Annotated in this window: 19 protein-coding genes and 1 pseudogene; 7 read left to right on the top strand and 13 right to left on the bottom strand. The window is 59.1% G+C overall.

What is annotated here, in order from left to right; translation table 11 throughout:
- Position 1 precedes the first annotated feature (1 nt).
- The 4 genes from ACTRWG_RS08765 to ACTRWG_RS08750 all read right to left on the bottom strand — a co-directional run bounded on the left by ACTRWG_RS08765 (position 2) and on the right by ACTRWG_RS08750 (position 4,230).
- On the bottom strand, positions 2-1,942 hold the full coding sequence (locus ACTRWG_RS08765; protein WP_084353828.1) for a relaxase/mobilization nuclease domain-containing protein: 1,941 nt from the start codon (positions 1,940-1,942) through the stop codon (positions 2-4).
- Entirely contained in the window at positions 1,935-2,624 is a 690-nt protein-coding gene (locus tag ACTRWG_RS08760) for a helix-turn-helix domain-containing protein (RefSeq protein ID WP_462829223.1), read from the bottom strand. The genes ACTRWG_RS08765 and ACTRWG_RS08760 overlap by 8 nt, the downstream gene beginning before the upstream one ends.
- 456 nt (positions 2,625-3,080) lie before the next feature.
- Positions 3,081-3,257, bottom strand: a complete 177-nt coding sequence (locus ACTRWG_RS08755; protein WP_165198475.1) for a hypothetical protein — start codon at positions 3,255-3,257, stop codon at positions 3,081-3,083.
- Positions 3,258-3,891: 634 nt separating this feature from the next.
- On the bottom strand, positions 3,892-4,230 hold the full coding sequence (locus ACTRWG_RS08750) for a DUF736 domain-containing protein (protein ID WP_037207756.1): 339 nt from the start codon (positions 4,228-4,230) through the stop codon (positions 3,892-3,894).
- A 480-nt stretch (positions 4,231-4,710) separates the two neighbouring features.
- Between ACTRWG_RS08750 and ACTRWG_RS08745 the strand changes: the two genes are divergently transcribed.
- Together ACTRWG_RS08745 and ACTRWG_RS08740 are read left to right on the top strand one after the other, a co-directional pair.
- The gene (locus ACTRWG_RS08745) at positions 4,711-5,736 is read left to right on the top strand and encodes an SIR2 family protein (RefSeq protein ID WP_084353830.1); all 1,026 of its coding nucleotides are present in this window, start codon (positions 4,711-4,713) and stop codon (positions 5,734-5,736) included.
- Positions 5,737-5,745: 9 nt separating this feature from the next.
- A complete protein-coding gene (locus tag ACTRWG_RS08740; protein ID WP_084353831.1) occupies positions 5,746-7,491 on the top strand; it encodes an ATP-binding protein in 1,746 nt (581 codons plus the stop codon).
- Positions 7,492-7,534: 43 nt separating this feature from the next.
- Here ACTRWG_RS08740 and ACTRWG_RS08735 read toward each other — a convergent pair whose 3' ends face one another.
- From ACTRWG_RS08735 to ACTRWG_RS08725, 3 genes are read right to left on the bottom strand one after another with little or no spacing between them, the layout of a single operon-like run.
- Positions 7,535-9,706, bottom strand: a complete 2,172-nt coding sequence (locus ACTRWG_RS08735) for a DEAD/DEAH box helicase (RefSeq protein ID WP_084353832.1) — start codon at positions 9,704-9,706, stop codon at positions 7,535-7,537.
- Positions 9,707-9,711: 5 nt separating this feature from the next.
- Positions 9,712-11,019: an ATP-binding protein gene (locus ACTRWG_RS08730; protein WP_084353833.1), complete on the bottom strand. Its 1,308-nt coding sequence runs from the start codon at positions 11,017-11,019 to the stop codon at positions 9,712-9,714.
- Positions 11,012-13,540 carry a tellurite resistance TerB family protein gene (locus ACTRWG_RS08725; RefSeq protein ID WP_084353834.1) on the bottom strand — a complete coding sequence of 843 codons (2,529 nt, stop codon included), beginning with the start codon at positions 13,538-13,540 and terminating at the stop codon, positions 11,012-11,014. Before ACTRWG_RS08725 ends, ACTRWG_RS08730 begins: the two co-directional genes overlap by 8 nt.
- 416 nt (positions 13,541-13,956) lie before the next feature.
- Between ACTRWG_RS08725 and ACTRWG_RS08720 the strand changes: the two genes are divergently transcribed.
- From ACTRWG_RS08720 to ACTRWG_RS08705, 4 genes are all read left to right on the top strand, one after another.
- Positions 13,957-14,538: a plasmid pRiA4b ORF-3 family protein gene (locus tag ACTRWG_RS08720; protein WP_235866649.1), complete on the top strand. Its 582-nt coding sequence runs from the start codon at positions 13,957-13,959 to the stop codon at positions 14,536-14,538.
- Between the two features lie 246 nt (positions 14,539-14,784).
- Positions 14,785-15,615, top strand: a complete 831-nt coding sequence (locus ACTRWG_RS08715) for a type IV toxin-antitoxin system AbiEi family antitoxin domain-containing protein (RefSeq protein ID WP_084353844.1) — start codon at positions 14,785-14,787, stop codon at positions 15,613-15,615.
- A complete protein-coding gene (locus ACTRWG_RS08710; protein ID WP_084353836.1) occupies positions 15,605-16,522 on the top strand; it encodes a nucleotidyl transferase AbiEii/AbiGii toxin family protein in 918 nt (305 codons plus the stop codon). Before ACTRWG_RS08715 ends, ACTRWG_RS08710 begins: the two co-directional genes overlap by 11 nt.
- 13 nt (positions 16,523-16,535) lie before the next feature.
- Complete coding sequence (locus tag ACTRWG_RS08705) at positions 16,536-17,375, top strand: hypothetical protein (RefSeq protein WP_084353837.1); 840 nt, start codon at positions 16,536-16,538, stop codon at positions 17,373-17,375.
- A 95-nt stretch (positions 17,376-17,470) separates the two neighbouring features.
- On the opposite strand, the gene scpB is transcribed toward ACTRWG_RS08705, so the two are convergent.
- Entirely contained in the window at positions 17,471-18,067 is a 597-nt protein-coding gene (scpB, locus tag ACTRWG_RS08700) for an SMC-Scp complex subunit ScpB (RefSeq protein ID WP_084353838.1), read from the bottom strand.
- A gap of 2 nt (positions 18,068-18,069) precedes the next feature.
- Complete coding sequence (locus tag ACTRWG_RS08695) at positions 18,070-18,954, bottom strand: DUF1403 family protein (RefSeq protein WP_084353839.1); 885 nt, start codon at positions 18,952-18,954, stop codon at positions 18,070-18,072.
- A 156-nt stretch (positions 18,955-19,110) separates the two neighbouring features.
- On the opposite strand from ACTRWG_RS08695, the gene ACTRWG_RS08690 reads away from it, so the two are divergent.
- Positions 19,111-20,208, top strand: coding sequence for a tyrosine-type recombinase/integrase (locus tag ACTRWG_RS08690; protein ID WP_084353840.1), 1,098 nt, complete (start codon positions 19,111-19,113; stop codon positions 20,206-20,208).
- Between the two features lie 97 nt (positions 20,209-20,305).
- Here ACTRWG_RS08690 and ACTRWG_RS08685 read toward each other — a convergent pair.
- The 4 genes and pseudogenes from ACTRWG_RS08685 to repA all read right to left on the bottom strand — a co-directional run.
- Positions 20,306-21,664 (bottom strand): annotated as a pseudogene (locus tag ACTRWG_RS08685) (ParB/RepB/Spo0J family partition protein); the annotation flags it as partial.
- 179 nt (positions 21,665-21,843) lie between these two features.
- On the bottom strand, positions 21,844-23,055 hold the full coding sequence (gene repC, locus ACTRWG_RS08680; RefSeq protein WP_037954835.1) for a plasmid replication protein RepC: 1,212 nt from the start codon (positions 23,053-23,055) through the stop codon (positions 21,844-21,846).
- A gap of 213 nt (positions 23,056-23,268) precedes the next feature.
- Positions 23,269-24,198: a plasmid partitioning protein RepB gene (repB, locus tag ACTRWG_RS08675; RefSeq protein WP_100161449.1), complete on the bottom strand. Its 930-nt coding sequence runs from the start codon at positions 24,196-24,198 to the stop codon at positions 23,269-23,271.
- On the bottom strand, positions 24,182-25,375 hold a 1,194-nt coding region (repA, locus tag ACTRWG_RS08670), incomplete at its 5' end, for a plasmid partitioning protein RepA (RefSeq protein WP_009827042.1). The genes repA and repB, both read right to left, overlap by 17 nt.

Genomic DNA, 25,375 nt, shown 5'->3' with positions numbered 1-25,375 from the left:
CTTAGAATTCCATCTCGTCATCGAGACCACGATCTAGTGTTTTGTTTCGGGCAAGTTCACGCCCCATTTCCTGCGCCTCTTGCTGGCCGCGCATCCGCGCCACCTCCGTCGCCTTGTCCTGCTGCAACCCGGCGGCGCGGTCGGTGAAGACTTGGTCGCCGGTCTCCTCAAACGTCATCTCGAGGAATTCCTGCGTGACGGTGATCTGGTCGAGCTTGCTCGGAAGGGCCGCGTCCAGCACCTCGTAGTTGCCGCGGCGAAGTGCAGCCAAACCCTCCTCACCCAACTCCTTGAAGAGCTCGGATTGCAGGGTCCGCTCAACCACCTCTTCCTGTTCCTCGGTGAGCTTGCCGTCCCGAAGCATGTCGGCCAGGTCCTGCAGGTAGGGATTGGGCGTCCGGTCGTCTTCGTCGATGAGGGGCAGTGTCGCCTCCTCTTCGTCCGCGAGGGTTCGGCCGATCTCGACGCCCAGTTCCTTCGCCCGCTCCATCAGTGCGTCCATCACGCCGTCGACCTTTTCGAGCGCGGCATCGAGCTGGTCGTCACTCGCGGTCTCCACGCTGAGACCGTCCTTGGCCAGCACCGCGTTCATGTCGCGCTCGACCCAGTCTTGCGCCATGCCGTAGTTGCGCGTGCCGCCGGCAGTGATCCGGGCTACCAGCTCCTCGCTGTCCATGCCCACCTCCTCGGCGCGCTCGAGCACGTAGCGCAGCCCCTCGTCATTGCCGGATTGCAGCGCCGCAATCAGCACTTCGCTGCCCGCCCCCGGCGGATAGGGTTCTTCGAGCTGCTTTCCAAACCGTGCGCGCAGCTCCGGGTCAGGCACCATCTGCGAGAGGTCCGCGATGATCGGCGCGGCCTTGGCCTCGAAGGCGGCGCGCTCGGCCGGGTCCAATTCCTCGGCCTTGAGCCTCAGCGCCTCGATCGTGCGCTCGGAATAGTCGATCGCATCACCGACGGTCTTGATGTCCTTCATGTCTATCTCTCCTTCGGTGAAGTTCCAGGGCGTGCCGGAGCCGAGACCGTCTGCCATGCCGCGCACGGCGCGCGCCATGTGACGCTGGTCCATCCGGTCCAGCAGGTCGGCGAGGTACTTGTAGTCCTTGGCGAAGCCCACCACCTGCGCCTGCGCCATGGCGGATTCCTGGGCCGTCATGACGATCTCGCGCGGAAGGCGGGCCTCTTCCTTGGCGCGGTAGATCTCCTCAATCCCGGCGGGCTTCTCGAAAATGCCGCGCTCGAGCCGGGTGGTGGCGTCGAGCGTCACGCCGTAGCCTTCAGCGATCTCGGCCTGCTTCTCGCGCATCAGCTGCGGCGACATCACGCCCTCGGCCCAGCAAGAGAACCAGGTGCCGTTTTCGACGCCGCGATTGTTCAGGATGATATGGGCATGCTTGTGCGCCCGGTCGTCATGGACCGCGAGGACATAGTCCCACTGATCGCCATATTCCCCGCTCTCGAAGAAATGCTCCGTCCAGTCCATGGCGATGTCGCACACCTGATCGACCGTCACGTCGGTCGGGAACGAGAGCAGCATGTGCGAGGTGAACCCGAGCTTGGTCGAGCCGCGCCAGGTCCCGGCCCAATCCTCGATGATGTCTTCTTTCTGCTCCTCAGAAAGCACCGCCGCATCGGTCAGCGCGTTGGTCATCGTCGAATAGGTGTATACCGCCTTGTCGTTGATGTAGGAAATCTGCGCCCCGAGGCTACACCTCGTCTTGCAGCCTCCTGCCCGGATCCGTTTGAACACCGCAGCCCGGCTCTGCCCTGAAGCCACTTTCAGCGCGTTGCGCGCCGACATGGATCCGACGCGCGAGAAACTTCGCCCCTGCCGACGCCCCGCCAGCCGCGCGTCGATCCGCGCCGCGGCCTGACCCCGGATACGCTCATCCTCCCAGAGCCGGCCCATGACCGAGGCATAGAGGGCGAGCGGATCAGCCATTCCTGACGAGCCTCAAACCTGTCACGGTCTCGCGCGGGGTGCCCTCCAGAACCGCGCCATCCGCCCCCTGCCCTTCTTCCCTTTGCGGCCACTCCTGATGACGCAGCGCTTGCGCCGCATCCTTCATCCGGCCCATCTCACGGCTCATCGACTGCGCAAGATCGAGCAGTTCGATCAGCACTGCGCGATCCGCCGCCGAGACCTCCAGCCGACCGCGATGGACCGCCTTGGCGAGCACCATGCCAGCGTCGCTCACATCCTTCGCCTGTCGCCATGCGGCGCAAAATTCGGCGACCAGATCACGGGGCACATCGAGGAAACCGCACCGTCCGCGCAGCACCGCATTGAGCGCCTGTGACCGGTTGGAAAAACCCCGTTCGCGCCACTCGGCATCGAACGCTGCAAGCTCAGACTGACTAGCCCGGAAAGCCACTGTCTCGCTCGGATCGCGCGCTGCGATCCCCTCGCCCGCCTCCTCTTTCGCGAGCCGGTTCACGTGGCGCGGAGAGATACCGAACGCCGCCGCCAGCTCCTTCGCGCTCTCGCCCGCCGTGAAGCGCCGCGCCACTTCGATGCGCTCTTCAAGCTTCAGGTTTTTCGCTGGCCTCGGCACTAGGGCGTTCTCCCGCTGCCAGAAAAAGATTGCATGCGCAGACGCGCGCGAGGCAGCGATTGCTCGCAATCGCTTTCGCGTGCGGCGGAGCATTCAGCTTTGCGGGAAACGCCCATGACAGACCCCTCGGACAAAATGTGCAAACATTGGCCATATCCTGCCAACGTCTTCCTTCTCTCCTTTGCTTATACTTCAATACATCACATTGCGCAATATAACGTTTTGCATGCTGTGTCTTTTTGCTGGCAATAGGGTGCAGTCAAGACTGCTCCGCAGCGCGACATGGAACGCCGCCGTCCTCATCGATGCGCGGCAATCTGGTCGAATTAATCTGCCTAAACTTGCGCTGGAGCAGCACGCGATGTCAGGCAAACCGAGCGCCCGAGCCGGTAACGGATCGGGCGCGAAGAACACGAAAACGGCCCGCGCGAGATAGCGCGGGTCCCACCATTCGAGGGCGTCACGAAGCTTCTGAGAGACGGTGTCAAACCCCTGCGGATCAGTAGACCCGCAGGGGTGTCTGGGTCAGTGACCCAGTCCCTGAGAGCGCAGGTCGTCGTAGCGGCTGCGGGCGATCAGCGCCTCGGTCTCGAGGCTGTCGAGTGTCTCGGGATGGGCGTCTTCATCAAACGCGGCGAGGTAGGCATCAAAGGCCATGTCGGCTTGCAGTTCGGCGAGGTCGATGGATTGTTCGAGTGTCATGGTGTGATCCTTTCCGTTGATCGTCGTTGGACGGATCGTGGAAAAGACCGGGGGCATGAGAGCGGGCTGCACCCGGCACGGGGCGGAATGAAATGGAGCACGCCGGGGGCAGGTTTGTTGTGAGCGGTGCACCGCAGCGCTCAAGGCGCAGCCGTCCAGAAACCTGCCCCCAGCGTTGCCGGCCGCTCGACCCCGGGCTAGCGATCTGAGAGGCCAACAGGTCGACGGAAAGGCGCGCGACGGTGGCCCTGACGTGAGACGTCGCCCCCCGGACGCATGACGTTGATCTGCGGTTTACACCCTCGCGGCAAAGGGTGAGTTCGGCACCCTGGCAGCCTCGCCAACACGACCCAAGCGCGGGTTGCTCGACTGAGAGAAGGGGTGCGCTTACCTCGCACAGTGGGCTCCCATTTTTCCCCTGCTGACTTTCGGCTCACCCTCGGGTTCGCGCGATCCACTCTGTCCCTCAACAGAACGATCAAAGCTGCTTCTGCGATCGATCCAGTCAGACTATCCGCCTCGGTGTCAGCGTCCGAAATATGCCGCATCCTTCTGACACGGGTTTCGGACCCGAACCGCTGCCATTCCTCATAACGAGAAATAGCCAGACCGCCGGAGCGGTCTGGCCCTTGGCTTAGGCGGCGTCTTTCGGGCCCCAGGGGATGACGGCCTGCAGGGACAGATCGTCCTGGTTCGCGGCCTTGCCGAGGTTGGCGTTGAAGCCGTGGTCGCGGATGGTCAGCGTGTAGTAGTCGGCACCGGTCTCCTTGTTCTGCTTCTTCCAGATGCCGCCGCACTCGACCAGCTTGCCGCGCGGGGAGCGGCCGAGGACGCGGTGCGTGGGGGCCATCGGGTTCGTGCTCGCGACGGGCTCGACCGTGATGTCGAGGTCGAAGGTCAGGGTCGAGATGGAGCCTGTGCCCTTGGCGGTCTCGATGTCGGCGCTGGTGAATTTGATGCAGTTCGTGGTCATTGCTCTTCTCCTTGTTTGCGTTGCAATGATGGTCACCTTGCAGCTGGCCAAGGCCCGGGCACACCGAAGGCGAAGCGTAGCGGAGAGGGGCAGGTGCCGGTCTTTTTGCTCCGCGAGGAATGACCCGCAGGGTCAGGGGAAAAAGATCGGCGGCAACCTTTGTGGACGGGACGACAGCTGCGACCAGCATGTCATGCAACTCAGACAAAGGGAGAAGTGCGTTGGCCGCTAAGGAAGGATGGTGAACAGCCGTCAAAGATGCCAGAGGGCGCATGTTGATGCATGGATCATAGCTGGAGCAGGCATTTTCGGATCCATGTCACTTGCCAGATTCCCGTCGCACCCACCTTGCGACGACAGCGAAAACTTGCTGTGACAAAGAAGTGCTACCGGGGGTATCGTAAGAGCGAAATTTTGGACCAAATCGTTTTCGGGCACAGACAAACTAAGCCGAAGTACAAGAAGTGAGGCAAAATAGCTTTGGAACTAGAAGAACTCGCAAAGCAGTGCCAAAACTGTGCACAGCATAGCCCAGTGATAGTCTTGGGCAGCGGGGCCTCGATACCGCATGGCATTCGTGGCATGGGGGATTTGGCCGTTTGGCTCCGCGATAATGTACAGGCCGACGATGGACCGGAAGTCGATGCCTGGACACTTGTTAGAACAGCCTTGGCCGCTGGAGATCATTTAGAAGCAGCACTAGAAAACAAGCCTCTACCCGACTCCTTGGTTGTCAAGATTGTCCGAAGTACCTGGGACTTCATCGCTCAGGGCGATTATAGCCTGCTCAAATCAGCTATAAAGACCGAGACCATTTTTCCGCTCCGCACCCTATTCACAGGTTTATTCCGAAGTACAAACCGCAATATCCATGTCGTAACAACAAACTACGACCGCGTTGCAGAGTATGCAGCCGATTCAGGCGGCTACATCCACAACACGGGTTTCCTTCCGGGCTATCTGCGACGGGCCGATGGGGCGGAGAATCTGATTTTCAAACAAGGGGCCAATTTGGCGCGGACGGTCACAGTCTGGAAAGTCCACGGGTCTCTTGATTGGTTTTCAGACCCGCATGGGGGTGTGATGTCGCTACCGATGACGAGCGAGTTGCCCGATGGTTTGGTTCCGTTGATCGTCACGCCAGGTGTAAGCAAATATCAGCGGACGCACGACGAGCCCTTTCGGAGCGCGATACAGGGCGCCGATCGTGTGTTGAGTGCCGCGACCGCATTCATTTGCATAGGATACGGGTTCCGCGACGGCCATATCCATCCGAAGCTGATGACGCGTTGTCGTGTGCATGACGTTCCCATCCTTGTCGCAGCGCGCACCTTAACGCCCGAAGCCAAGGATTTTCTCAAGAACAACGCCGGGCGTCACTACCTCGCGCTCGAGAACCACGATGAGGGGACGATGGTTTACAACCGTGACAGCCCAGACGGTATTGTTGTTACCGGGGGCAAATATTGGGAGTTGCCTGCATTGAACGAATTGATTGGGTTTTAGGAGGAAGAGTTGGGCATACTTGATTTCAACGATGATGAAAGTCTCGGCAAAATTATTGCCGTCGATACTGCCACTGTGACGGTGCGAGTCGATGAACTTGAACGCCTCAAACGGATTCAGGTCAATCGGTTGACCGCGATCAGAAGCTCGAAAGCCGGGCAGCACTTAATCGGGATAGTTTCGCGCATCACACGCAAAGCAGGTGACGAAACTGCAATAGACGGGTCTGAGGAGGATCCGGAAGCCGCGCTCCCCGAAAACAACCTCGTTCGGGTCGCTCTGATTGGAACACTCGTAGACAAGGAGGGGCTGAAAGAGAACGTCTTTAAGCGCACCCTAGAGACTGTGCCCGAAATCGATGCGGATTGCTTTTCCTTGGAAGGTCAGCGCCTGACAGACTTCATGCAGGTCATTTCGCAGGTTTCCGGCGACGGCCCGCAGCTTGATCTTGGTCGCTATGCTTTGGACGAGGACGCGCGGGCCTTCTTGAACGGCAACCGTCTGTTCCAACGTCATGCCATCGTGGTCGGTAGCACTGGCAGCGGCAAATCGTACACAACTGCGCGGCTCCTAGACCAGATTGCCGGTCTTCCACAAGCCAACGTAATCTTGTTCGATATCCATGGTGAGTACCAGACCCTCGATAGCGACGAGTTTCGGCATCTACGCATCGCTGGGCCGGGGGACATTGGACACGATCGCCGACTGGCCGACGGTGTTCTACATCTACCGTTCTGGCTTCTCGGCTATGAGGCATTGGTCGCTTTGTTTGTAGATCGGTCCGATCAGAACGCTCCGAACCAAGCCATGCTCATGACGCGCTGTATCACCGATGCGAAGCGCGCAATGCTTGATCCGGGAAAACACGCCGACATTCTTGCAAATTTCACTATCGATAGCCCCGTGCCTTTCGATATCGACAGTGTCCACAAGCAACTATCTGACTTGAACGAACAAATGGTTCCGGGCGCTAACAACAAGGATAAGCAAGGACCATACTTCGACAAGCTCAGCCGCTTAATCGCGCGATTTGAAGCCAAACGAAATGATCGCAGGCTTGGGTTCATATTTCAGCCGCCAGCAGCCTGTATGGATATGGCCTGGCTGTCGGAGGTAACGCATTTCCTGATAGGCGGGCGCGGATCGCAAGCTGATGGCAAGGGTGGGATCAAGATCATCAATTTCTCGGAAGTGCCGTCCGACATCCTGCCGCTCATGGTCAGCTTGATTGCTCGGCTGATATTCACAGTCAGCCAGTGGACGCCACCAGACAACCGTCATCCCATCGCATTGTTCTGCGATGAGGCACATCTGTATATCCCGGAGCGTGCATCGTCAGAGTCAGCCGATGAGATCTCTGTCGGGATTTTCGAGAGGATCGCCAAAGAAGGCAGGAAATACGGTGTTGGACTAGTGGTTATCAGCCAAAGACCATCCGAAGTGAACCGCACCGTTCTGAGCCAGTGCAACAATGTCATTGCGATGCGGCTGACCAACGGCGACGATCAATCCGTGATCAAACGGTTGCTGCCTGACAGCCTCGGCGGGTTTGGTGATCTTCTACCGGTCCTCGACATCGGTGAGGCATTGGTGGTCGGCGATGCGAGCTTGCTTCCGACGCGAGTTGTGGTGTCCGAGCCGCGCTTCAAGCCCAATAGCGCGACAGTCAATTTCTGGGATCGTTGGAGTGACGCGGCACCAGTTGCGGGAACGGAAGATGCCGTCCTTTCTTGGCGGAGACAAAGCAATCACTAGCCCTAGGAGCGATGAAAACAGTCAACGAGTATTGCCGCACATATTATGCTGGGACGATTCTACCGACCATCGCGGTAAGAGTATCGGGCGCAAGCTTGGAAGAAATTGCATCCAACTCCAAGAGGGGCTGCGACAGGTAAGGATGAAACTTCTCCGACATTAAATTCCCAGCTCCAGCGAACAGATCGACAGGTTCGCCAGATCGAATGTGCGCTAGTACCGTTTGAAGATCGGGGGTTTCGTCCCCGGCCTCCACCATCAGAAACCCGTCATGCAGTTCGACCGAAAACCCCTCACTTCTCAGTGCTAGCGCGAGGGTTGATGTCTTCACAGTACCGACCCGCGTCGCAATGACTGATGTATGCTCGCCAATGGTGTGTAGGTTATTGGCCCTAAACCCCAGCTGTTCATAGTGAGCACGCGCTTCCTCGAGCATCATCAAAGAGACTGTATCCATGTAAGCTGGGCTGGAATCCCCCTCGAGCACGGCGAACATTCGGTCGATCACTTTGTCATGAATGTCCCCCGCATCGCCGCCGAAGACGGGCGGCACACCAGCCTTCGCGGGTTTGACGACGATGACCTTTTCACGATCATGGATTTCTTGAACAACCCAACGTCGCCCAGAGAATATTAATAGCATCCCAGGGGCAAGAACATTATCGATCGGCAGGGTTCCAAGGTCCCGCCCCTCTGCGACCAACCGGAATTCCTCAGGCGTCTGAAACACCGCATAGAAGCTGTAATGCTCAACCAGTTTTTCGCCCGCGGGTCCCAAAAGCAACAGCCCGCTGCCGACCTGTTCGATCAAGCCGGTTTCTGGGTGGCCGATTGCACGCAACACATCTGCGAAGACTTCGGTTGTGACCTTCCGAAAGGGGCCTTCGCGGCAGAGCACATTGTAGACCACGCTTGCAGACGCACCGCCGCGCTGCGCTATGACTGACAGTATCTGGTGGACGAGCGTCGAGAGATGAAGCGCCTGAGGTTTTGGAGGTTCGCACCAGCCTTCCAGCAGCAAGTCTATCATCGCGATGGACCTGATCAGGCCGAGGCGAAGACGATCCACGAAACTGCTCTCCGGCGTCAACTTGGCTTCGACAGCATACTGCCTGAGAATGGCCGGCTGTCCTTCACGCCGGCCTGATCGGCCAAGCCGTTGTCGCAACGCGGCGACGCTGAATGGCGCACCGATTTGAGCCACGCAGGTCACGTCACCGATGTCGATTCCAAGCTCGAGCGTCGATGTGCAAACGGCTGTCGTCGGTTTCGCAGGGTCCTTCAAGCGCCGCTCAACGAAGTCACGGTGTTCTCGGGAGAGGCTCGCGTGGTGGGGATAGAATTCCTGTGGCAGGTGCTCCCGTTCGCAAAGCTCCCGCAACCGATCTGCGTAAATCTCGACCCGTTGACGCGCTCCGGCGAAGACCAGGTTGTCGCTGCCTCGAAGGTGTTTGAAAAGATGTGCTGCGATCGCGTCCGTTGCGGATGGGCTGTTTTCATCTTCATCGCCGGAAAGGTAACCGCGAAGCTGAAGCTTCAATTCAGCCTCGCCGCCATCTGCTTCGATCAGCTGGACAGCGTTTGCGGCGTCAGGGCGAAGATAGGCCTTAGCGAGGTCCATGTCGCCTAGCGTAGCTGACAGACCTATCCGACGGATTGGGCGCTTTATCGCGAGCTCGAGCCGTGTGAGCAGTGAACGAAGCTGGACACCGCGTTCGCTGTCCAGAACTGTGTGCAGCTCGTCGATCACGACCGCCCGTGTCGCCCCAAACAGGCGGGCAATTTCCAAACCGCGACGAATGAAAAGCGCCTCAAGGGACTCTGGGGTTATCAGAAGGATCCCTTTTGGAGATATCAACGCGCGCGTCTTGATGGATTGCGAGACATCTCCGTGCCAGGGAACAACCGGAAGCTCTGCTTCCTGGCAGATGCCCTCCAGCCGCATGGCCTGGTCCGTGATCAGGGCTTTCAGCGGACCGATGTAGAGCAGGTCGAAGCCGGTGCCGCCCGACGGCTCGTCAAGCACCTGTGAAATCAACGGCAGGAACGCCGCCTCGGTCTTTCCGCCCGCCGTAGAAGCTGCAACGATTAAATCGGCATTGGATTCGCAGATCGTCCGGATGGATCGCGCCTGGATGTCGCGAAGTTCGCGCCAACCTTTCTGGCGTATCCATTTCTGCACAGGCCTCGCCAGTTTGTCGAACGCACTGCTCATCGGCGTCAGAGCTTGAAGCTGATCAGATCATCGTCACCGGGGTCTTGGGCACCAGTCGACTCGTCTACCTCGTTCATGTCTTCGCCGAGGTCTTCGGAGACCTCGATCTTTTCGATCAGATCGCTCCACTCGACACCGGGGTTTTGCTCAAGCACGGAAAGCAGGTTCACGAATGCCGTCACCGTATTGCGCGGGGTGCGGAAGTAAGCTTCACCGATCCGGTCCGAACAATGCGCCATGAAGGCCTCGAGCGCGTCGTCCGGCAGAGCACCGGCATCGTCCTGCATGATCCGCCGCACATTGGCCAGAAGAACGAAGAGATCTTCAGGGGTCAGGCTGGCCAGCCGGACAACCGGTCCTGAAAGGTCGACCAATCCGTCCCGCGCGAAGGTGTTCTCGGCCAAACGCGATTGAAGGGCTTCGTAGCTATAGAGCCCTCGACGGGTGTTCATCAGAAACTCCGGGGTTCCACCCATAAGGAATCCGAGGTTCTCGGCGCTACCCTGCAGCACATCGTTCAGGATCCGGAGGATCTGTTCGTAGTTTGCATTGCGGGCCTGCGACGAAGTGAGCTTGTAGAGGTTCACCATCTCGTCGAGGCCGACCAGCAATCCTTTATACCCGGCCTCGCACACGAATGCCGACATCAGCTTCAGATGGTCATAGACACTGGCGTCGTCGATGATCGTTCGCACACCAAGTGCTTTGCGCGCGTCGGTGCGTGTCGCGAACTCGCCGCGCAGCCATCTCAGGGCTGCGGATTTCAACTCGTCGTCGCCGGTCTCATGGCCTTCCCAATATCGACGGATGACTTCGGCGAACTCAAACCCTCCGGTAAGTTCTTCAAAGTGGCCAAGGCGTTCACGAATGACGGTCCCCGTGGGCAAATCCCGTTCTTCAGCATCTCGGTGAGCCTGGCTGACAAATCGCTCCACCACGCTGGCCAATGCCCCGCCATCGGGCTTGGTCCGCGTCGAGAGGTTTCGGGCCATCTCGGCATACAGCCCGCGAGCTTGTCCGCCGGTCGCGTGAATGCGCCGATCTGGCGCTAAATCCGCGAACATCACGACCAGGCCTTTCTCCAGAGCCACGAGGCGGATCAGGTTCATGAAGAACGTCTTGCCCGATCCGTACTCCCCGATGATGAACCGGATCGCCGATCCGCCATCGGATATCCGGTCCATGTCCTTGACGAGCTCTTCAATCTCTCGGACGCGGCCAACCTGAATATGGCGCAAACCGAGTTTGGGCACGACCCCGGCCCGAAGCGCCTGTACGATTGCATCGCGTTCACGTGGTTTCAACTTAGACATCCCTGCCCTCCGCACTCATCTTTTCTTTTACCGCCTCCGCAATTTCCAGAGACACGTCATATCCATCATACTCGTCGAGCAGTGCTTCGTTGTAGGTCTCAAAAGCCCATTCATTCACGACTTCCAAAGCCCCGGATGCCATCAACCCATGCGAGGCGCAGATCGTCTCGAACTCGGTTTCAGACCAATGCTCTCGAGTGACCAGTTCGAGGACAAGGGCGCCGTGTTTCGGGTCAAGCCCTACCAGCTGGCTTTGGCTGGCAGGCGCGGAGGCACCACTTTCTTCCTCTTTGACATCGAAAATCTGACCGAGGACGGACGACACGCGCTCTGTGTCCGAACGAATTGCTGCGATCCGTGAAGCGTCGAGTTTCGGTCCGCTGGCTTTTTCGAGCGCGGGTATCGCTTCGCCCGGGCGACCCGGTTGCGACGCGCGAACAGTGCGTGGACCATCCGCAACTTCGCCAGCATGCAGGTCGGTGTAGGCAAGCGCAGGATCAAGTCCCAAAGCCTTGTAGATTTTCTCGATGCTTGCGACTTCGTCGGAGTGAATAATGCCATCGGCATGTGCTGCACCGACCAGCGCTGCCCGCATAGCGGCTTGGCTGTCTTGGCCCACCTCCTTCAGTTTGCGCCGCAGAAGCGTCATGTCCGGTGGCACGGCCAGGAACCATTCAAGGTTTGCACGCAGCCTGCGGCGTTCCTGATCGCTGAGGGCCGTGGCAGAAACCTGATCTTCCAACGCCCTGCGTTCAGGCTCCGCGATGCGACCATCAGCATGGGCGACTAACGACCCAAGTGCCAATTCGATCAAGGCGCTTCGATAGCTGTCGGAAACGTCCTCCAGTCTTTCGATGGGTTCGCCCAGACGAAACAGCACAACAGGCTCCTCCGTCTTGGGCGACCGGAGCGCAAACCGAGGGTCGGGCGCCAGACCGAAACCGAGGCGCGCGAGCGCGTCGGCGGCTCCTGTCATTTGCCGTTTTCCGATCTTCTCGTTCGTTTCTCCCTCCAGTCGTCCGATCACCTCCTCAAGCGGCACCAATCCCCCGCGATCGACGATATCGCTTGCCCAAGATTTCAAGCGGTCCATTTCCTCTGATGGGAAAGCATCCCAAAGTTCAGAGGGTAGCAAGGCATGCGCTTCCACACTTCCGCGGCCGTCAGGGTTTCGGCCCAGGAAGCGACTGAGCTTGTCGAGGTCGTTCATCACCTCGTCAGCCAGCTCTTGCGCAATCTCGACCGGCTTGCGCAAGCCGGAGATGTCGGGCACGGGTTTGCCATCCACGGTCGGATTGACTGACCCCTGAAACTCGCTGGAGGCGGCGCGATAGGATGCCGTGAGTGATTTCCGGGGTTTTGTCACTTTGAGCCCATCAGGAAAACGCCGATCAAACCGCATACGGAAAAGAGCGACGAACTCGTCACGGCACCGCGTCGCGGGAGTTCTCAGATTTGTTTCCGGATGGCAGATGAACCAACTCAGCAACCAGTCAGCCGTCAGGTTCTCGCCTTTGTCGATCCGAGCTCCGATTGCGTATTTGAGTGAGAACGGAAGTTCCCAGCCCTGCTTCTCGAAAATCGGTTCGATAGCGTCGAGGTCGGTTTCGGCAAGCATCGCAATGTCGAGGAACTCACCCAAATAGCGCCTGACGGAGTGGTTGTCAGGGTAAAGTGACTGCAGCCGCCGAACTTCCTGGACGATATCCTTGGCATCTTCGTTGGACTGATCGACGAAGAAGCGACGCTCCAGCCCGTAGAAGTACAGGAACATGTATCCGGGGTTGTAGGAGGCGTCGTTGCGCCCGCTGGCCAACCAGTCGAGGTAGGTCGCCCGGCACTGAGGTGAGATATCCGCGTATCCGGGCCAGTAAGGCATACCTTCACCAGCTTTGTCGGCTCCAGAGCGCGCGACAGACAGAGACGGATCGATATAGGCTCGGCACTTGTCACGATACCCGTAGGTGTTCAGCAAGGGAGCCGTGCCGACATAGACCATCCCGCCGATGTTGCGGCCGGCGACGCTAGCTGTTTCATAAGACGGGACCCACCCGCTTTTCGATGATCGGACCGATGCGCTCGATGCCACTCGCGAGGGCTGATTTCGTTCAGCGGCCGCGGCAAGTGCCGGCGCCGCAGACTTTCCAGCCCGAACGATTTCAGCGTAGTCCTGCTTTGGTGGGGAGTAAGCCTGCACGGCAGCCGGCTGTTTGGACGCGTTGGCTTCGCGAGTTCGTTCGCGCTCACGCTCGATACGCTTGTCGTAGGCACTTGGGCGCGGCACCGGCTCAGGTCGGGGGGGTAGATTTTCGGAACTCCCCTCAGCTTGCGCCTTTGCAGCGACTTTCCGCGATCTCCGTTTTTCTTGCCACCAGACCAGAATGACGGGAACACCAAATGCAAACAACATCTGGCCGCCAATCGGCCAACCCTGAAGCATTGTGGTCACCACGACCATACATAAGAAAAAATACAGGACGAGAAAGAATGTAATTCGGAAAAACTTGATTATTGAAGACATTATCGGAACCCTCTCCGAACCACACTATTTTGCACAGCCATCTTTGCAACGACTAACGTCATGGTTGAAGCACTTCCCATGCTTTATGCTTGATTGGGCCGATGGCCACATACATCTGTTCGCACCGTTGCGGGCACACCCCTGCCCCAGTGACCGTAACCGGAACGGCCGAGATGAAGCGTTGCCACGACCATGCGACGGCTGGTCGGGCTGGCTCCGGAGGAGACGGCCGGGCCAGCGGCACGTCGCAGGGAGAGGCGGCGTTTCAGCTCGGGGAGGGCGGCTGCGCGCAGCCGACCGAGTAGGGCGCGGTCCTGGCCAAAGGGCGGGAGGGGCCAATGTTCCCCTTGAATGCTTCAACTTAAGAATCAAAAGTTACTTCAACGGCAGGGCCATTGAGACAGGCGGAACACACTTTGATTGAGCTGAAAATCGAACTGGTTGGCATCAAACCACCCATCTGGCGCCGTATCGTCGTGCCGAATGACATCAGCTTGGACATCCTGCATTCCGTTCTCCAGGGCGCTATGCCTTGGCAAGACTATCATTTGCATGAGTTCGAGATTGGCGAAGACAGGTTCGAGGCCCGCGACGAAAGTGACGACAGCTGGGACCCTACCGATGGGCGGAAGGACGAGAAGAGGTTTACTCTTGGAAAGCTGGTCAAGAAAGGCAGTCAGTTCACATACACTTATGATTTCGGCGATGGCTGGCGGCATCTCGTCACCGTTGAGAAGTTTAGCAAACCAACCGGAAGACCAGATCTGGACTTTCCCGCCTGTGTTGACGGAGAGCGAGCCTGCCCGCCAGAGGACTGTGGAGGACCCTACTCTTACGAAGAGTTTCTCGACGCGCTGACCGACAAACACCACCCGGAACATCGCGATACAAAGCAATGGGCGGGCGCGTTCGAACCGGAAGTGTTCAGCGTGCAGCAAGCCAATGCTGCCGTCGGTGCGATGTTTGTATGGGCAAAAGAACGCCACAATCGAAAGTGAAACCTGACTCTGGTTTGGCGCAGCGGCTTCGACAGGGGCACATAGCTTCGACTGTTCGATCCGAATGGCCGGATGTCTTCTCAGCCCTCCGAGGGCATCCACGCCCTGCTTTGCTGGTGAGCTTCAGAGCTGACAACCACCAGTCTCTTTGAAAATTCCAGAATTTGTCGATCCTTGACGGACTATCTCACAGGTTATCACAGAAACAAGTGGCGGCATCTTTAAAAATACATCATTATGTCGCCCATGAGTGGACAAGAACACGAAAAACTAAAGAGTCTTCTTGAGGCTGTCCCCACGGGGTTCCTCGTGGACTCCGCCTGGCTGGAGCACCACGGGATAGGTCGGCGTTCGTCCTACGGCTATGTGCAACGCGGCTGGCTAGAACGCCTAGGACGCGGAGTGTTCCGCCGTCCCGCACCAAGCAGCGCCACCACGAATACGCTCGACTGGAAGACCAGCCTGCTCTCGCTCCAGCACATCATGCACTACCCTGTCCATATCGGGGGGGCGACGGCATTGGGCCTGCAAGGCTATGCGCACTACCTCTCACTCGGCGACAAGAGCACAGTCTGGCTCTACGGCTCAAAAATCCCCAACTGGCTCGAAAAACTGCCGCTCAACACCGAACTCCGCACACGCAGCGTATCGCTGTTCTCCGATCCAGAGTTGGGTGTCAATGACGCGCGAAATAATCTCAACGAGACAGCATCGTCCCTGCCATGGGACTGGAAACTGGTGATGTCCTCGCCGGAACGCGCCATCCTCGAAGCGCTTGACGAGTTGCCGGATCAGGAGAGCTTTCACAACCTCGACATGGTGTTCGAAAGCCTGACGACGTTGCGCCCAAGAACCCTCTCGGCACTGCTCAGAAGTTGCAAGAAGATCAAGGTCAAACGCCTGTTCTTCGTGTTCGCCGACCGCCACGACCATGCCTGGCGCAAGCGTCTCGATCCGGAAGACTTCGACCTCGGCAGCGGGGATCGCGCATTGGTCAAAGGCGGCAAGATACATCCACGCTACAGGATCATGGTGCCCGAAGAGTTTGTAAGAAAGGAACGTGGTGATGGCGCGTGAAGACTATGCCGCCCAAGTGGCCCTGCTCGTACGGGTACTTCCATATGTGGCGAAGGAGGAGATATTTGCGCTCAAGGGCGGGACGGCCATCAACCTCTTCTATCGCGACCTTCCGCGCCTCTCGGTCGATATCGATCTGACCTATCTGCCTGTCAAGGACCGCGCCGACAGCCTCGTCGAGATCAACGACGCGATGGACCGGATTACCGCCGCCATCGAAGGCGGCATCGCCGGCGCCAAAGCGCAGCGAATTGCCGGCGGTGGCGGCGGCGCCACGCGTGCGCTCGCCCGCCTCGGCACAGCCGAAATCAAAATCGAAACCTCCCCCGTTACCCGGGGCGTCGTGCATGATCCGGAACAACGCGAAGTCTCCGAAGCCGTCGAGGAGGCGTTCGGATATGCGACGATGAACATCGTCTCCTTCGAGGATTTGTTCGGCGGCAAGCTACATGCGGCCCTAGATCGCCAGCACCCGCGAGACCTCTACGACGTTAAACTGCTCTACGAGAACGAAGGGTTTACCGACGAGTTGTTCCGCACGTTTCTGATCTACCTCGCGAGTTCACCACGCCCGCCGCACGAACTGCTGAATCCAAACCTGATCGATCTAGATCAGCCCTACGCGCGGGAATTCGAGGGCATGACGAAGGAAGCAGTCGACCTAACGGAATTGGTCTCAACGCGCGACCGCCTGATCGGTGATATCCAATCCCGCTTGGATGAGGGCGCGAAGAGGTTTCTGAGAACCCTGCATGACGGCGATCCAGACTTCGACGCGATCGACCGCCCTCAAGCGGCCGAGCTTCCAGCGGTCCGATGGAAGCTCATCAACGTGAACAAGCTGAAAGCAGAAAACCCCAAGAAGCATGCCGCCCAAGGGGAAGAGTTGGAGAAGCTCCTCGGCTGAAGATGGACCAGAGATGACTGATTTCGAGAACGACCCCGACTACGAAGAATGCCTTGTGACCTTTTTTGATGTCCTCGGTTTCAGGAACCTCCTGCACACGCGAAGCGGTGCAGAGATCAGGCACTTGCTTTCGATGTTTCGCAGGGTGTCCGAAGGGGATGCCACGCCGCCCACCCGCTCCGACGAGATGCGGATGATCAGCGAAGTCCATGCAGAGATCGTGTCTGACGCGATCGTAAGAACCAGAACCATTGAAACTCAGTACCAGGCTGGCCCTTTGGTCTGGGAACTCATCGATCTGCTGCACATCCAGATCGAATGCGTGGCGAACGGCATAATGGTGCGCGGCGCGATGACCATCGGCCCTATGCATCTCGGCATCGACTTCAGTGGTCCGGTGTTTGGGCCTGCCCTCGTTCAGGCTTATTTCATGGAAGAAGGCGAGGTCATCTTCCCGCGCATTGCGATCCATGAAGATGTCATCGAACGCCACCGACAGGACCAAACGCTTTGGCGGGAAGGACATTCCTATGAGGATGAAGAGCGTCACCTGAACAACCTCCTGCGCCAGGACGAGTCAGGCCTCCACTACATCGACTATCTTCGCGCCAGTCTGAGCGAGCTCGACGGCGAATACGCCGGCTGGATCGAGTTTCTGGGTAGGCACAAAACGTTGGTGGAGAGCGGTCTCGCCGACAGTCCCAACGCGACGGTGCGGCGCAAATACAGCTGGCTCAAGAACTACCACAACGCAGTCATCGACGAGAACATAGCAAACCTGGAACCGGGCGCGATGACCGAGGATGGGGACCCTTGGGAAGCTCTGTTCAGAGGGCTCAGGATCGAAGCCTGAGTTCTCTCAACAAGTCACAACTGAGAGCGTCACGAAATGTCCACGACATGCCTCACCGTTTGGCCAATACGGGGATCGCCAGCCCGCAACCATTCCTATGACCCGCCATCCAGACCTGCGTCCTCCAACTGCTCCCGCTCTGGCAGATCCGCGAGAGTCTCCAGATCAAATGCAACAAGGAACTGCTCGGTCGTCACAAATGTGTATGGCGCACCGCGGCGCGGCGATCGTGGCCCGGTCCCGATCAAGTCGCGCGCATGCAGCCGACCGATCAGGTCGCGGCTGATCTCCTTGCCGAAGATGTCCTTGAGCCCGTCGCGCGTGATCGGCTGGTGATAGGCGATGGCGGCCAAGACCGCGACGTCGAATTCACTCAGGTCGAGTAGCTGATCCTCGACATCCGCGGCGACCCGGATCGCGGGAGCGTAGGCCGCCCGCGTCCGAAACATCCAGCCGCCAGAGACCTGGGCGATCTCGAAGGCCCGCCCTTCCAGATCGGCGACGAGATCCTCGACCAACAGATCCACCGAGACCCCCTGCCCCACGACGCGGGCGAGGTCTTGGCGCGGGACAGGCGAGGCGGAGGCAAACAGCACCGCCTCGATCCGGCGCATCCATTCCCGCCAGCGCAGCTCAGGCGGCAGGTCGGCCAACTCACGGTCCAGGTCCGGCTCTGAACGATCCTTCGCCATCGCTACACCCCGTAGAGCCGAAACGTGTCTCGCCCTGTCAGCTCGCGCACCGCGCCGAGATCGACCAGTCGGTCGCAAAGCCGCCGCGCGGCGCGATCCGACAAGGGCAAGGCCAAAGGTGCCACGGCATCGCGGGTGAGGAACATCTCGACAGCGGCATCCGCTCCCTTGGCGCGAAGCTTTGGCGCAACGGCCTTTAGGTGTGCCGCCCGACGCGCGAGGTCGGCGGAGAGACGCACAGCCTCGACCGCCGATAAGATGAGTGCCCGATGACAGACGAGACGCAAATCGTCGCCCTGCTTGCGCAGGTCGGCACGTTTCAGACCCGCGGCCAACAACGGCACGAGATGATCCCAACCGAATGTTTGGGCGAGAGCCGCATCCGCGAGGACCAGCGAAGCTACGTCAGCGCGTGGCGCCTCCGTCAGCACCGCCTCCAGCACCATCGCGGCCCGAGTCACCGGCGCCCCCTTCCCTGCATTGAGCCACATCGCGATCTTGCCCGACTCGAAGGCCGGCAAGGCTCGATCCAGAGCCTTGGTCGACACCGGCCGCTCCACCGCGCGCCGCCAGGCGAGGCAGGTCTCGCCAGCCGGTCCCGGCAGATCGCCAGAACGCAACAAATGCACCGCGTCGCGCAGATCCCCTGCTCTCTCCAGGCGCCCCGAAAACGCGACACAGGCCTCCGCTGCGCGCAGCGCGAGCCGATCCCGCAACAAGGCTTGGGGCACCTCCTCGCGCTCCAGCACAACATGCAGGTGGCTCAGCGCTGCGCCCGACAAAAACGCAACATCTTCAAGGCTTTCAGCCCGCGCTGAGGTGACCCAGGCGGGCATCCGGGGTAATGTGTCGAGGTCGCTGGTGTGATCGAGCCGAGCATATGTCATGCTTGGAGCCTACGTCATCGCGGCGCTTTTCACCAGAAAATAGCGTTAGAACCGCCGCAGCCTGCAAGATCGCGCTATGTCCAATAAGTTTGCATTATCGGACATCAAGAGATATGCTAGGACGCAGTTTAATTTCACCACCGGATTCACTGGAAAATGCCCTCAGAGGACGAGAAGTCGACATCATCAAACTCTGGTGCGTTTTGTATCGCTCAGAACGGCGACAGCGATCAAGAAAAAAGCGACGACATCTCCCTACCCGCCCACGTCGCGGGATCCGGCAGCCTTGATCGCCTGGTCGACGCCGCCCGAGATTATGCGCGCGCCGCAGCTTCTGACAATACGCTGAAAGCCTATGCCAAGGATTGGGCGCATTTCGCGCGGTGGTGTCGGATGAAGGGCGCGGAGCCTCTGCCCCCGTCGCCTGAAATGATCGGGCTTTATCTCGCAGACCTGGCGTCCGGAGCGGGCCCCTCCCCTGCCCTATCGGTCAGTACCATCGAACGTCGCCTCTCCGGCCTTGCCTGGAACTATGCGCAACGCGGCTTTGTCCTCGATCGTAAGAACCGCCACATCGCAACAGTGCTGGCCGGGATCAAACGCAAACACGCCCGTCCGCCGGTGCAGAAGGAAGCGATCCTGGCCGAGGACATCCTCGCGATGGTCGCCACCCTGCCCTACGACCTGCGCGGGCTCAGGGACCGCGCCATCCTGCTCCTCGGGTACGCCGGCGGGCTCCGCCGCTCCGAGATCGTCAGCCTGGATGTCGGAAAGGACGACACGCCCGATTCAGGCGGCTGGATCGAGATCCTCGACGACGGCGCCGTGCTGACGCTCAACGCCAAGACCGGCTGGCGCGAGGTCGAGATCGGTCTGGGATCGTCTAACTCCAGCTGCCCTGTGCATGCGCTCGAGCAGTGGTTGCACTTCGCCAGGATCGACTTCGGGCCGGTCTTTGTCGGCACCACTCGGGGTGGAAAGAAGGCCCTGGAGACAAGGCTGAACGACAAGCATGTCGCGCGGCTGATCAAGCGAACGGTCCTGGACGCCGGCATCCGATCCGAACTGCCCGAAAAGGAACGCCTGGCACTGTTCTCTGGCCATTCTCTGCGCGCAGGTCTCGCCAGTTCGGCCGAGGTGGACGAGCGGTATGTGCAGAAGCACCTTGGCCACGCTTCGGCACAGATGACCCGCCGCTACCAACGCCGCCGCGACCGCTTCCGCGTGAACCTGACGAAAGCCGCTGGATTGTAATCTTGCGAACTGTCATCCTGTCATTAATCCTTGGCCGGTCTGAGCTGATGAAGTCAAGAAGATCTGCATCTTCAGCCTGCTCGGTGTCGGGAACGGGCTCAGGCAAGGGCTTCAACGCACCATCGTCCTCGTCGTCGCGTGCGTTCGCGCCAAGCGCTTGACCAGCAGAAGTGATTTCCGTACCGTGGCCGATACCATCCGCGTAACTCCCCGTTGAAAGCTCAGCGCCCTGCTGTCGGTTCACAGCTGAAGACATCAGCGTATTCCCGAGGCTCATCCTCGGGCCGGACAAAGCCGCGATTAACGACAAGCTCGCCATGCGATAAAGCGTCACAAAAGCCCCTGCCCGCGCGATCTCTTCATCGTCGAAGATCAACGGCCGAGTCTCGAGCTTCTCCATCGCAATTTCCAACTCGCCAAGTCGCGCGTCGACTTCCTCGGGGAATTCATCCTGGCCCTCGTATTCCTCTTCGAGCGCCCGGTATTCGGCAAGAAGCTTGGCATGGGCCGCGCCTTCGTCATCCGTCATCGGTGCCGGGTCTCCGCTCAGCCGCCGCAAACCGTGGCTGTAGCCATAGGGCAGGTCGAGCGAGACCTCGATCCATTTCCAACCTTCGGTCGCAATGGCTTCGGCTTCAGCCTGAAGCTTCTCGCTGACCAGACGATCGAACAGGGCGGGGTCTTCCAGCCAGCCGCCGTCATCGCCCTGGAAGAGGTCGTGCAACATGGTGCCGCCAGCAGACTCATAGGCATCGATGCCGACAAAGACAGCACGACGATCGGATGCCCGCACCGAGGTTTCCGTCAGCATCCGCCGGATCTGATAGGGCTCCTTGTTCCAGGACGAGCGGATCGCCTCCCAGACCTGAACCTGGCGCTCATGATCCGGGTTAACCGTCAAGGCCATCAGCTGCTCCAGCGTCATTTCATCCTCGGCATAAAGCTCGAGCAGGGCAGGGGCCACGACGGCGAGTTTCAAGCGCTGTTTGATCACCTGCGGCCTGACGAAGAAGGCGGTTGCGATCTCTTCGTCGCCCTGACCCTTCTCCTGCAGCGCCACGAAGGCGCGGAACTGATCGAGTGGATGCAGGACAGCGCGCTTCATGTTCTCGGCGAGCGAGTCGTCTTCGGCGAGGATCGTGGACTTCGCATCCCGCACGAAGCAGGGAATGGGCGTCGTCTTGGCCAGGCGCTTCTGCTTCACCAAGAGTGACAGGGCCTGGAAGCGCCTACCGCCAGCGGGTATTTTGAACTTGCCTGTCTCGGACCCATCATCCGCCAGAACGGGCCGGACGCACAGGCTTTGCAGCAACCCGCGGCGGGCGATGTCTTCGGCCAGTTCCTCGACCGAGATGCCGGCCTTGATGCGCCGGACGTTGGACTGGCTCAGCACGAGCTTGTCGAAGGGAATGTCCCGGAACGGGGACTGGGTGACTTTCTGGGCAGGTTTCGCCATCAGATCTCCTCCACGACGGGCGCCGGAAGCCACTCTTCCGATCTCACTTCCCGTCACCCTCAAACCAACAACCCTTTCCCTCTCATATTCTGACGCTCGCGAGGCAGGACTTTAACAGCTGTTAAGTCGACAGTCCCGAGGTGGCGGAAAAGTACGCAGTCTCTCAACCTTAACAGCTGTTAAGCTGCAGATCGTCGCCCAATCAATGCCATGACCATCGGCCCACAGGAGAACTCGCCGGCCGCAGCTTTGGCAGTCAGAGCTCGCAAGTATCCACCAGGCGATCTTATGTCGGCGAAGCGTTCCAGCATCGCAGCAACGACGATCGACGCTTGCTCCGGACCCATGAACCGCTGTGCTTCTTCCCATGCAGACGCACTGATCCCCATGGCTGGCCGCACATGGCCCGCCGCATCGAAAAGCTGATGCCAATGCCGGATCTCACCTTGGTAGAAGGTCTTCAGCGAGGGACATGCCGCTATCACTAGGTGAAGCGGGATCTTTGGCAGATGTCTTGTGTCCTGTTCATCAACGTCAGCCACCGGCTCATTCGTATCCACATCTGGCACACCCGCCGCCGCCCCGCTTTTTTCTAAAGCCGGCTCAAAATCTATAGATTCTTTATTTGAATTATGATGGTGACGCTCAGATTGGGCATCATTGGTGTTCATTTCTTCTGTTTCAGGGCCATCAATGATGTTGCGTGCCTGGTCAAGGAGAGCTTCAAGATCGGCTCGATAGGCCGCGAGGTCCTCAATTGAAAGCTTGCGGCGAAGCGCGCGGGCTGTGAGGGCAGCCTTGTCGCGAAGCTGATCCCAGAAGCCTAGGCCTGGCTGCATCTCGTCTCCGAACTCGGCGAGGGCCGCGAGATCGCGTCGCATGAGGCTTACGACCTCTCTCAGGCGCCTGACGCGCTCCTCAGCCTCACGTACGGCCTCTGCGGCCCGTGCTATCTCCTCGGACTGGCAGTAGAGCGGGGAAAGATCGAAGCCAAAGGCGACGCGGTCTTCGCCGTGCTTGCGGACGTAGCGCTTCCCATTGGGGCTATCGCGCCGCTGGAGCAAGCCAGCCTCGACGAGACGCGCGAGGTGACGACGCATCGTTGAGCACGGCATGCCATTCAGGCGCTCGCAGATCGCCTTGTTCGAGGGGAAGACGACCATCTCGGCGTTCCCGCCAAGCGCATCGTCCGGAAAGAAGCTGAGGAGCCCCTGCAAAACAGTCAGATCACGTTCCGAGACCCCAAAGGCCGCTTGCGCCTTGGAGAGCTCGCGCAGGAGTTCCCACTTGTTAACGGGTCTGGCCGGAACAGATGCCTCGGGTCGCTCGATGACGCGCAAATGAGCGTGCGAAATCGGCCGCATAAACGGCGAAATTGGTGTGTACTCCATGAAAATGTTCACGAAGACAAAAATTCTAGGGCCCGCGAATCGCTTTGCGCTTGCGGGGTAGGGGCCAGAACGCTACATTCAGAAGTGCGAAAACTGAGATTTTGTAGCGGGCTGATCCCGGTGCGAAACCTTACAAAGGTCTCGTGAAGCTAGCTTCTCGGGGCCTTTTTCTTTTTGCCTGTATCGTGCCTCCTTCTTGTTGGTTGCTCTTCCTCAGTCTTCTGAACGCTTCCAGCGCTCATGAAGCTCGGTAATCAGCTTTGGGGCATTGCCCTCCAACCAGCTGATAAAATCAGGTTCATCCGTAGTCAGATCGAGTTTAAGCTGCTTGCCTTGGCGGCTGGTCTTGACCGTCGCAGCTCCGACACCGGGGATCGCCAAAGCAGGCACGCCTTTTCTAGACGGGCTTGCTTTCTTCTCTGCGCTCTTCGCGGCTGCCAGAACTGCGAGAAACGCACGCTCAGAAACCTCATCGACCGAGCCGGAACTTTCGGACTTGGCTGCATGAGCTACGGCTTGCAGTTGGTCTCGATCACCGTCGTAGGCACCCAAAGCCTTTTTGAGCTCTTCCCATCTCGGGCGACCAATCCCGGGAGCCGCACCAATTGCCTGGATGAGTTCCTCGCCGACCGTCCGAACGACACTCAAGAGTTGTGAAACCCCGGCTTCGTGGAGGTTAAGGACTTCGGCGACACCTCGATTGGTGCGCTCAGCCCCTTCCAAATGATCACCGTCCAGAAGTGCCGTCGCAACGAGCGCACGCTCAATAAAGCTCAGATCACGACGCTCTTGGTTCTCGAGAAGCTGATCTCGAAGCGCTTGATCACTCTCAACCTCTGTGACGATGGCTCGAACTTTGATACCGAGTTCGCGACATGCTTCCAAGCGTCTGCGGCCATAGATCAGGTTGTAGCGATCGCCTTCCAGTGGGCGCACCAAGACGGGCACACGCTGACCGTTCTTGGAAATAGAGTTCTTCAGGCCCTCAACTTCAATCTGAAGCCTGTCATCCAACCGTCCTTCGGTAAGGATCTGCGCCGGATCGATCTCAAATACACCGCCACGCAGTCGGCGCCCTTCAAGAGCGTCAGGAGCGTTGCGAAGGGTCTGCAGCGGCAGGCCAAGTTTAGGCTTTCTTGCCATTCCGACCCCATGTGTTCTGGATGATTTCAGCGATCTCATCGTTCACTGCGTTCATGGATTCGATCGCACGATCAAACGTCTGACGCGTGAAGTCCTTTTTGTCAGCTTCGTAGAGCGTTTGCTTGGTCAAGCCGGCATCAGATATTGCGGTCGATTCAACCATGTGATTGGTCAGGACCGACCTCCCAAACAGCCCGCGAATGAAGGCGATGACTTCGGTTTGTGGCGCGTCGCCGACTTTGTATCGCGTTGGCAAGAAGCGCAGCCAATCGAAGCGCAGATTTGCGCCTGCATCCCTGATCACTCCCAGGAGATCCGCAGTCATTCGCAGGAATTGAGACATCGACATGAGGTCAAGCATCTGCGGGTGAACCGTCACGAGGACACCCGAGGACGCAGAAAGTGCTGACATCGTCAAGAAACCAAGCTGCGGCGGGCAGTCGATCACAACAACGTCGTAGTTTGCTTCAACACTATCGAGTGCGTCATGAACTCTCGCGAAGAACGCCTTCGCTCCGCCTCGCTGGATAGCAGCAGGCGTCTCGTGCTCGAACTCCATGAGTTCAAGGTTGCCCGGGATAAGATCAAGGCCGCGGATGTAAGTCTTGCGGATCACTTCGGCGATCGGAACCGGATCGTCGTAGCGAACGGCATCATAGAGGGTTCCGCCCTCCATAAGGTCGAGTTCTGGCTGGATTCCATGAAGAGCCGAAAGAGATGCTTGGGGGTCGAGATCGATCGCAAGAACCCTGTACCCCTTTAGCGCCAAGCGCTGAGCGAGGTGAGCAGACGTCGTCGTTTTGCCGGAGCCGCCCTTGAAGTTCACCACTGATATGACTTGAAGCTCGTCACCGTCGCGACGCCCAGGCACGTAAGTTCCAGACTTTTTTGCATTTCCTTCAAGCGTCTGCCGGATTTCCCAGATATCGTCGAGCGTATAGCGGCGATGACTTCCCGCCGTCGTCTCGACGTCAACGATCTTTCCTTCTCGATGAAGCTTCCGAAGATAGGTATGGTCGACGCCAAGGAGCTCAGCAGCTTCGCCGCTGGTCAAAGTGCGCATCACCTTCTTTGCATCTGGTGGGAAGTGCGCAGCGCGCTGAGCATGCAGGTTCGACGCGAGAAGTTCCGCGTAGTGCCCGATGGCGATATCAAGATCCTGTTCTGCTTCGCTCAT

The sequence above is a fragment of the Leisingera sp. G5_S3_59_S7 genome (assembly GCF_054968485.1).
The sequence above is the reverse complement of the archived record's forward strand: the minus strand, read 5'-3'. Positions and strand labels throughout refer to the sequence as shown.

Excerpts from the sequence above, each read along its gene's own strand:
- ACTRWG_RS08765 (WP_084353828.1), bottom strand. The coding sequence starts at position 1,942 with ATGGCTGATCCGCTCGCCCTCTATGCCTCGGTCATGGGCCGGCTCTGG.
- ACTRWG_RS08755 (WP_165198475.1), bottom strand. The coding sequence starts at position 3,257 with ATGACACTCGAACAATCCATCGACCTCGCCGAACTGCAAGCCGACATG.
- ACTRWG_RS08750 (WP_037207756.1), bottom strand. The coding sequence starts at position 4,230 with ATGACCACGAACTGCATCAAATTCACCAGCGCCGACATCGAGACCGCC.
- ACTRWG_RS08735 (WP_084353832.1), bottom strand. The coding sequence starts at position 9,706 with ATGAGCAGTGCGTTCGACAAACTGGCGAGGCCTGTGCAGAAATGGATA.
- ACTRWG_RS08730 (WP_084353833.1), bottom strand. The coding sequence starts at position 11,019 with ATGTCTAAGTTGAAACCACGTGAACGCGATGCAATCGTACAGGCGCTT.
- ACTRWG_RS08725 (WP_084353834.1), bottom strand. The coding sequence starts at position 13,540 with ATGTCTTCAATAATCAAGTTTTTCCGAATTACATTCTTTCTCGTCCTG.
- ACTRWG_RS08715 (WP_084353844.1), top strand. The coding sequence starts at position 14,785 with ATGAGTGGACAAGAACACGAAAAACTAAAGAGTCTTCTTGAGGCTGTC.
- ACTRWG_RS08710 (WP_084353836.1), top strand. The coding sequence starts at position 15,605 with ATGGCGCGTGAAGACTATGCCGCCCAAGTGGCCCTGCTCGTACGGGTA.
- ACTRWG_RS08705 (WP_084353837.1), top strand. The coding sequence starts at position 16,536 with ATGACTGATTTCGAGAACGACCCCGACTACGAAGAATGCCTTGTGACC.
- scpB (WP_084353838.1), bottom strand. The coding sequence starts at position 18,067 with ATGGCGAAGGATCGTTCAGAGCCGGACCTGGACCGTGAGTTGGCCGAC.
- ACTRWG_RS08695 (WP_084353839.1), bottom strand. The coding sequence starts at position 18,954 with ATGACATATGCTCGGCTCGATCACACCAGCGACCTCGACACATTACCC.
- ACTRWG_RS08690 (WP_084353840.1), top strand. The coding sequence starts at position 19,111 with ATGCCCTCAGAGGACGAGAAGTCGACATCATCAAACTCTGGTGCGTTT.
- repC (WP_037954835.1), bottom strand. The coding sequence starts at position 23,055 with ATGGAGTACACACCAATTTCGCCGTTTATGCGGCCGATTTCGCACGCT.
- repB (WP_100161449.1), bottom strand. The coding sequence starts at position 24,198 with ATGGCAAGAAAGCCTAAACTTGGCCTGCCGCTGCAGACCCTTCGCAAC.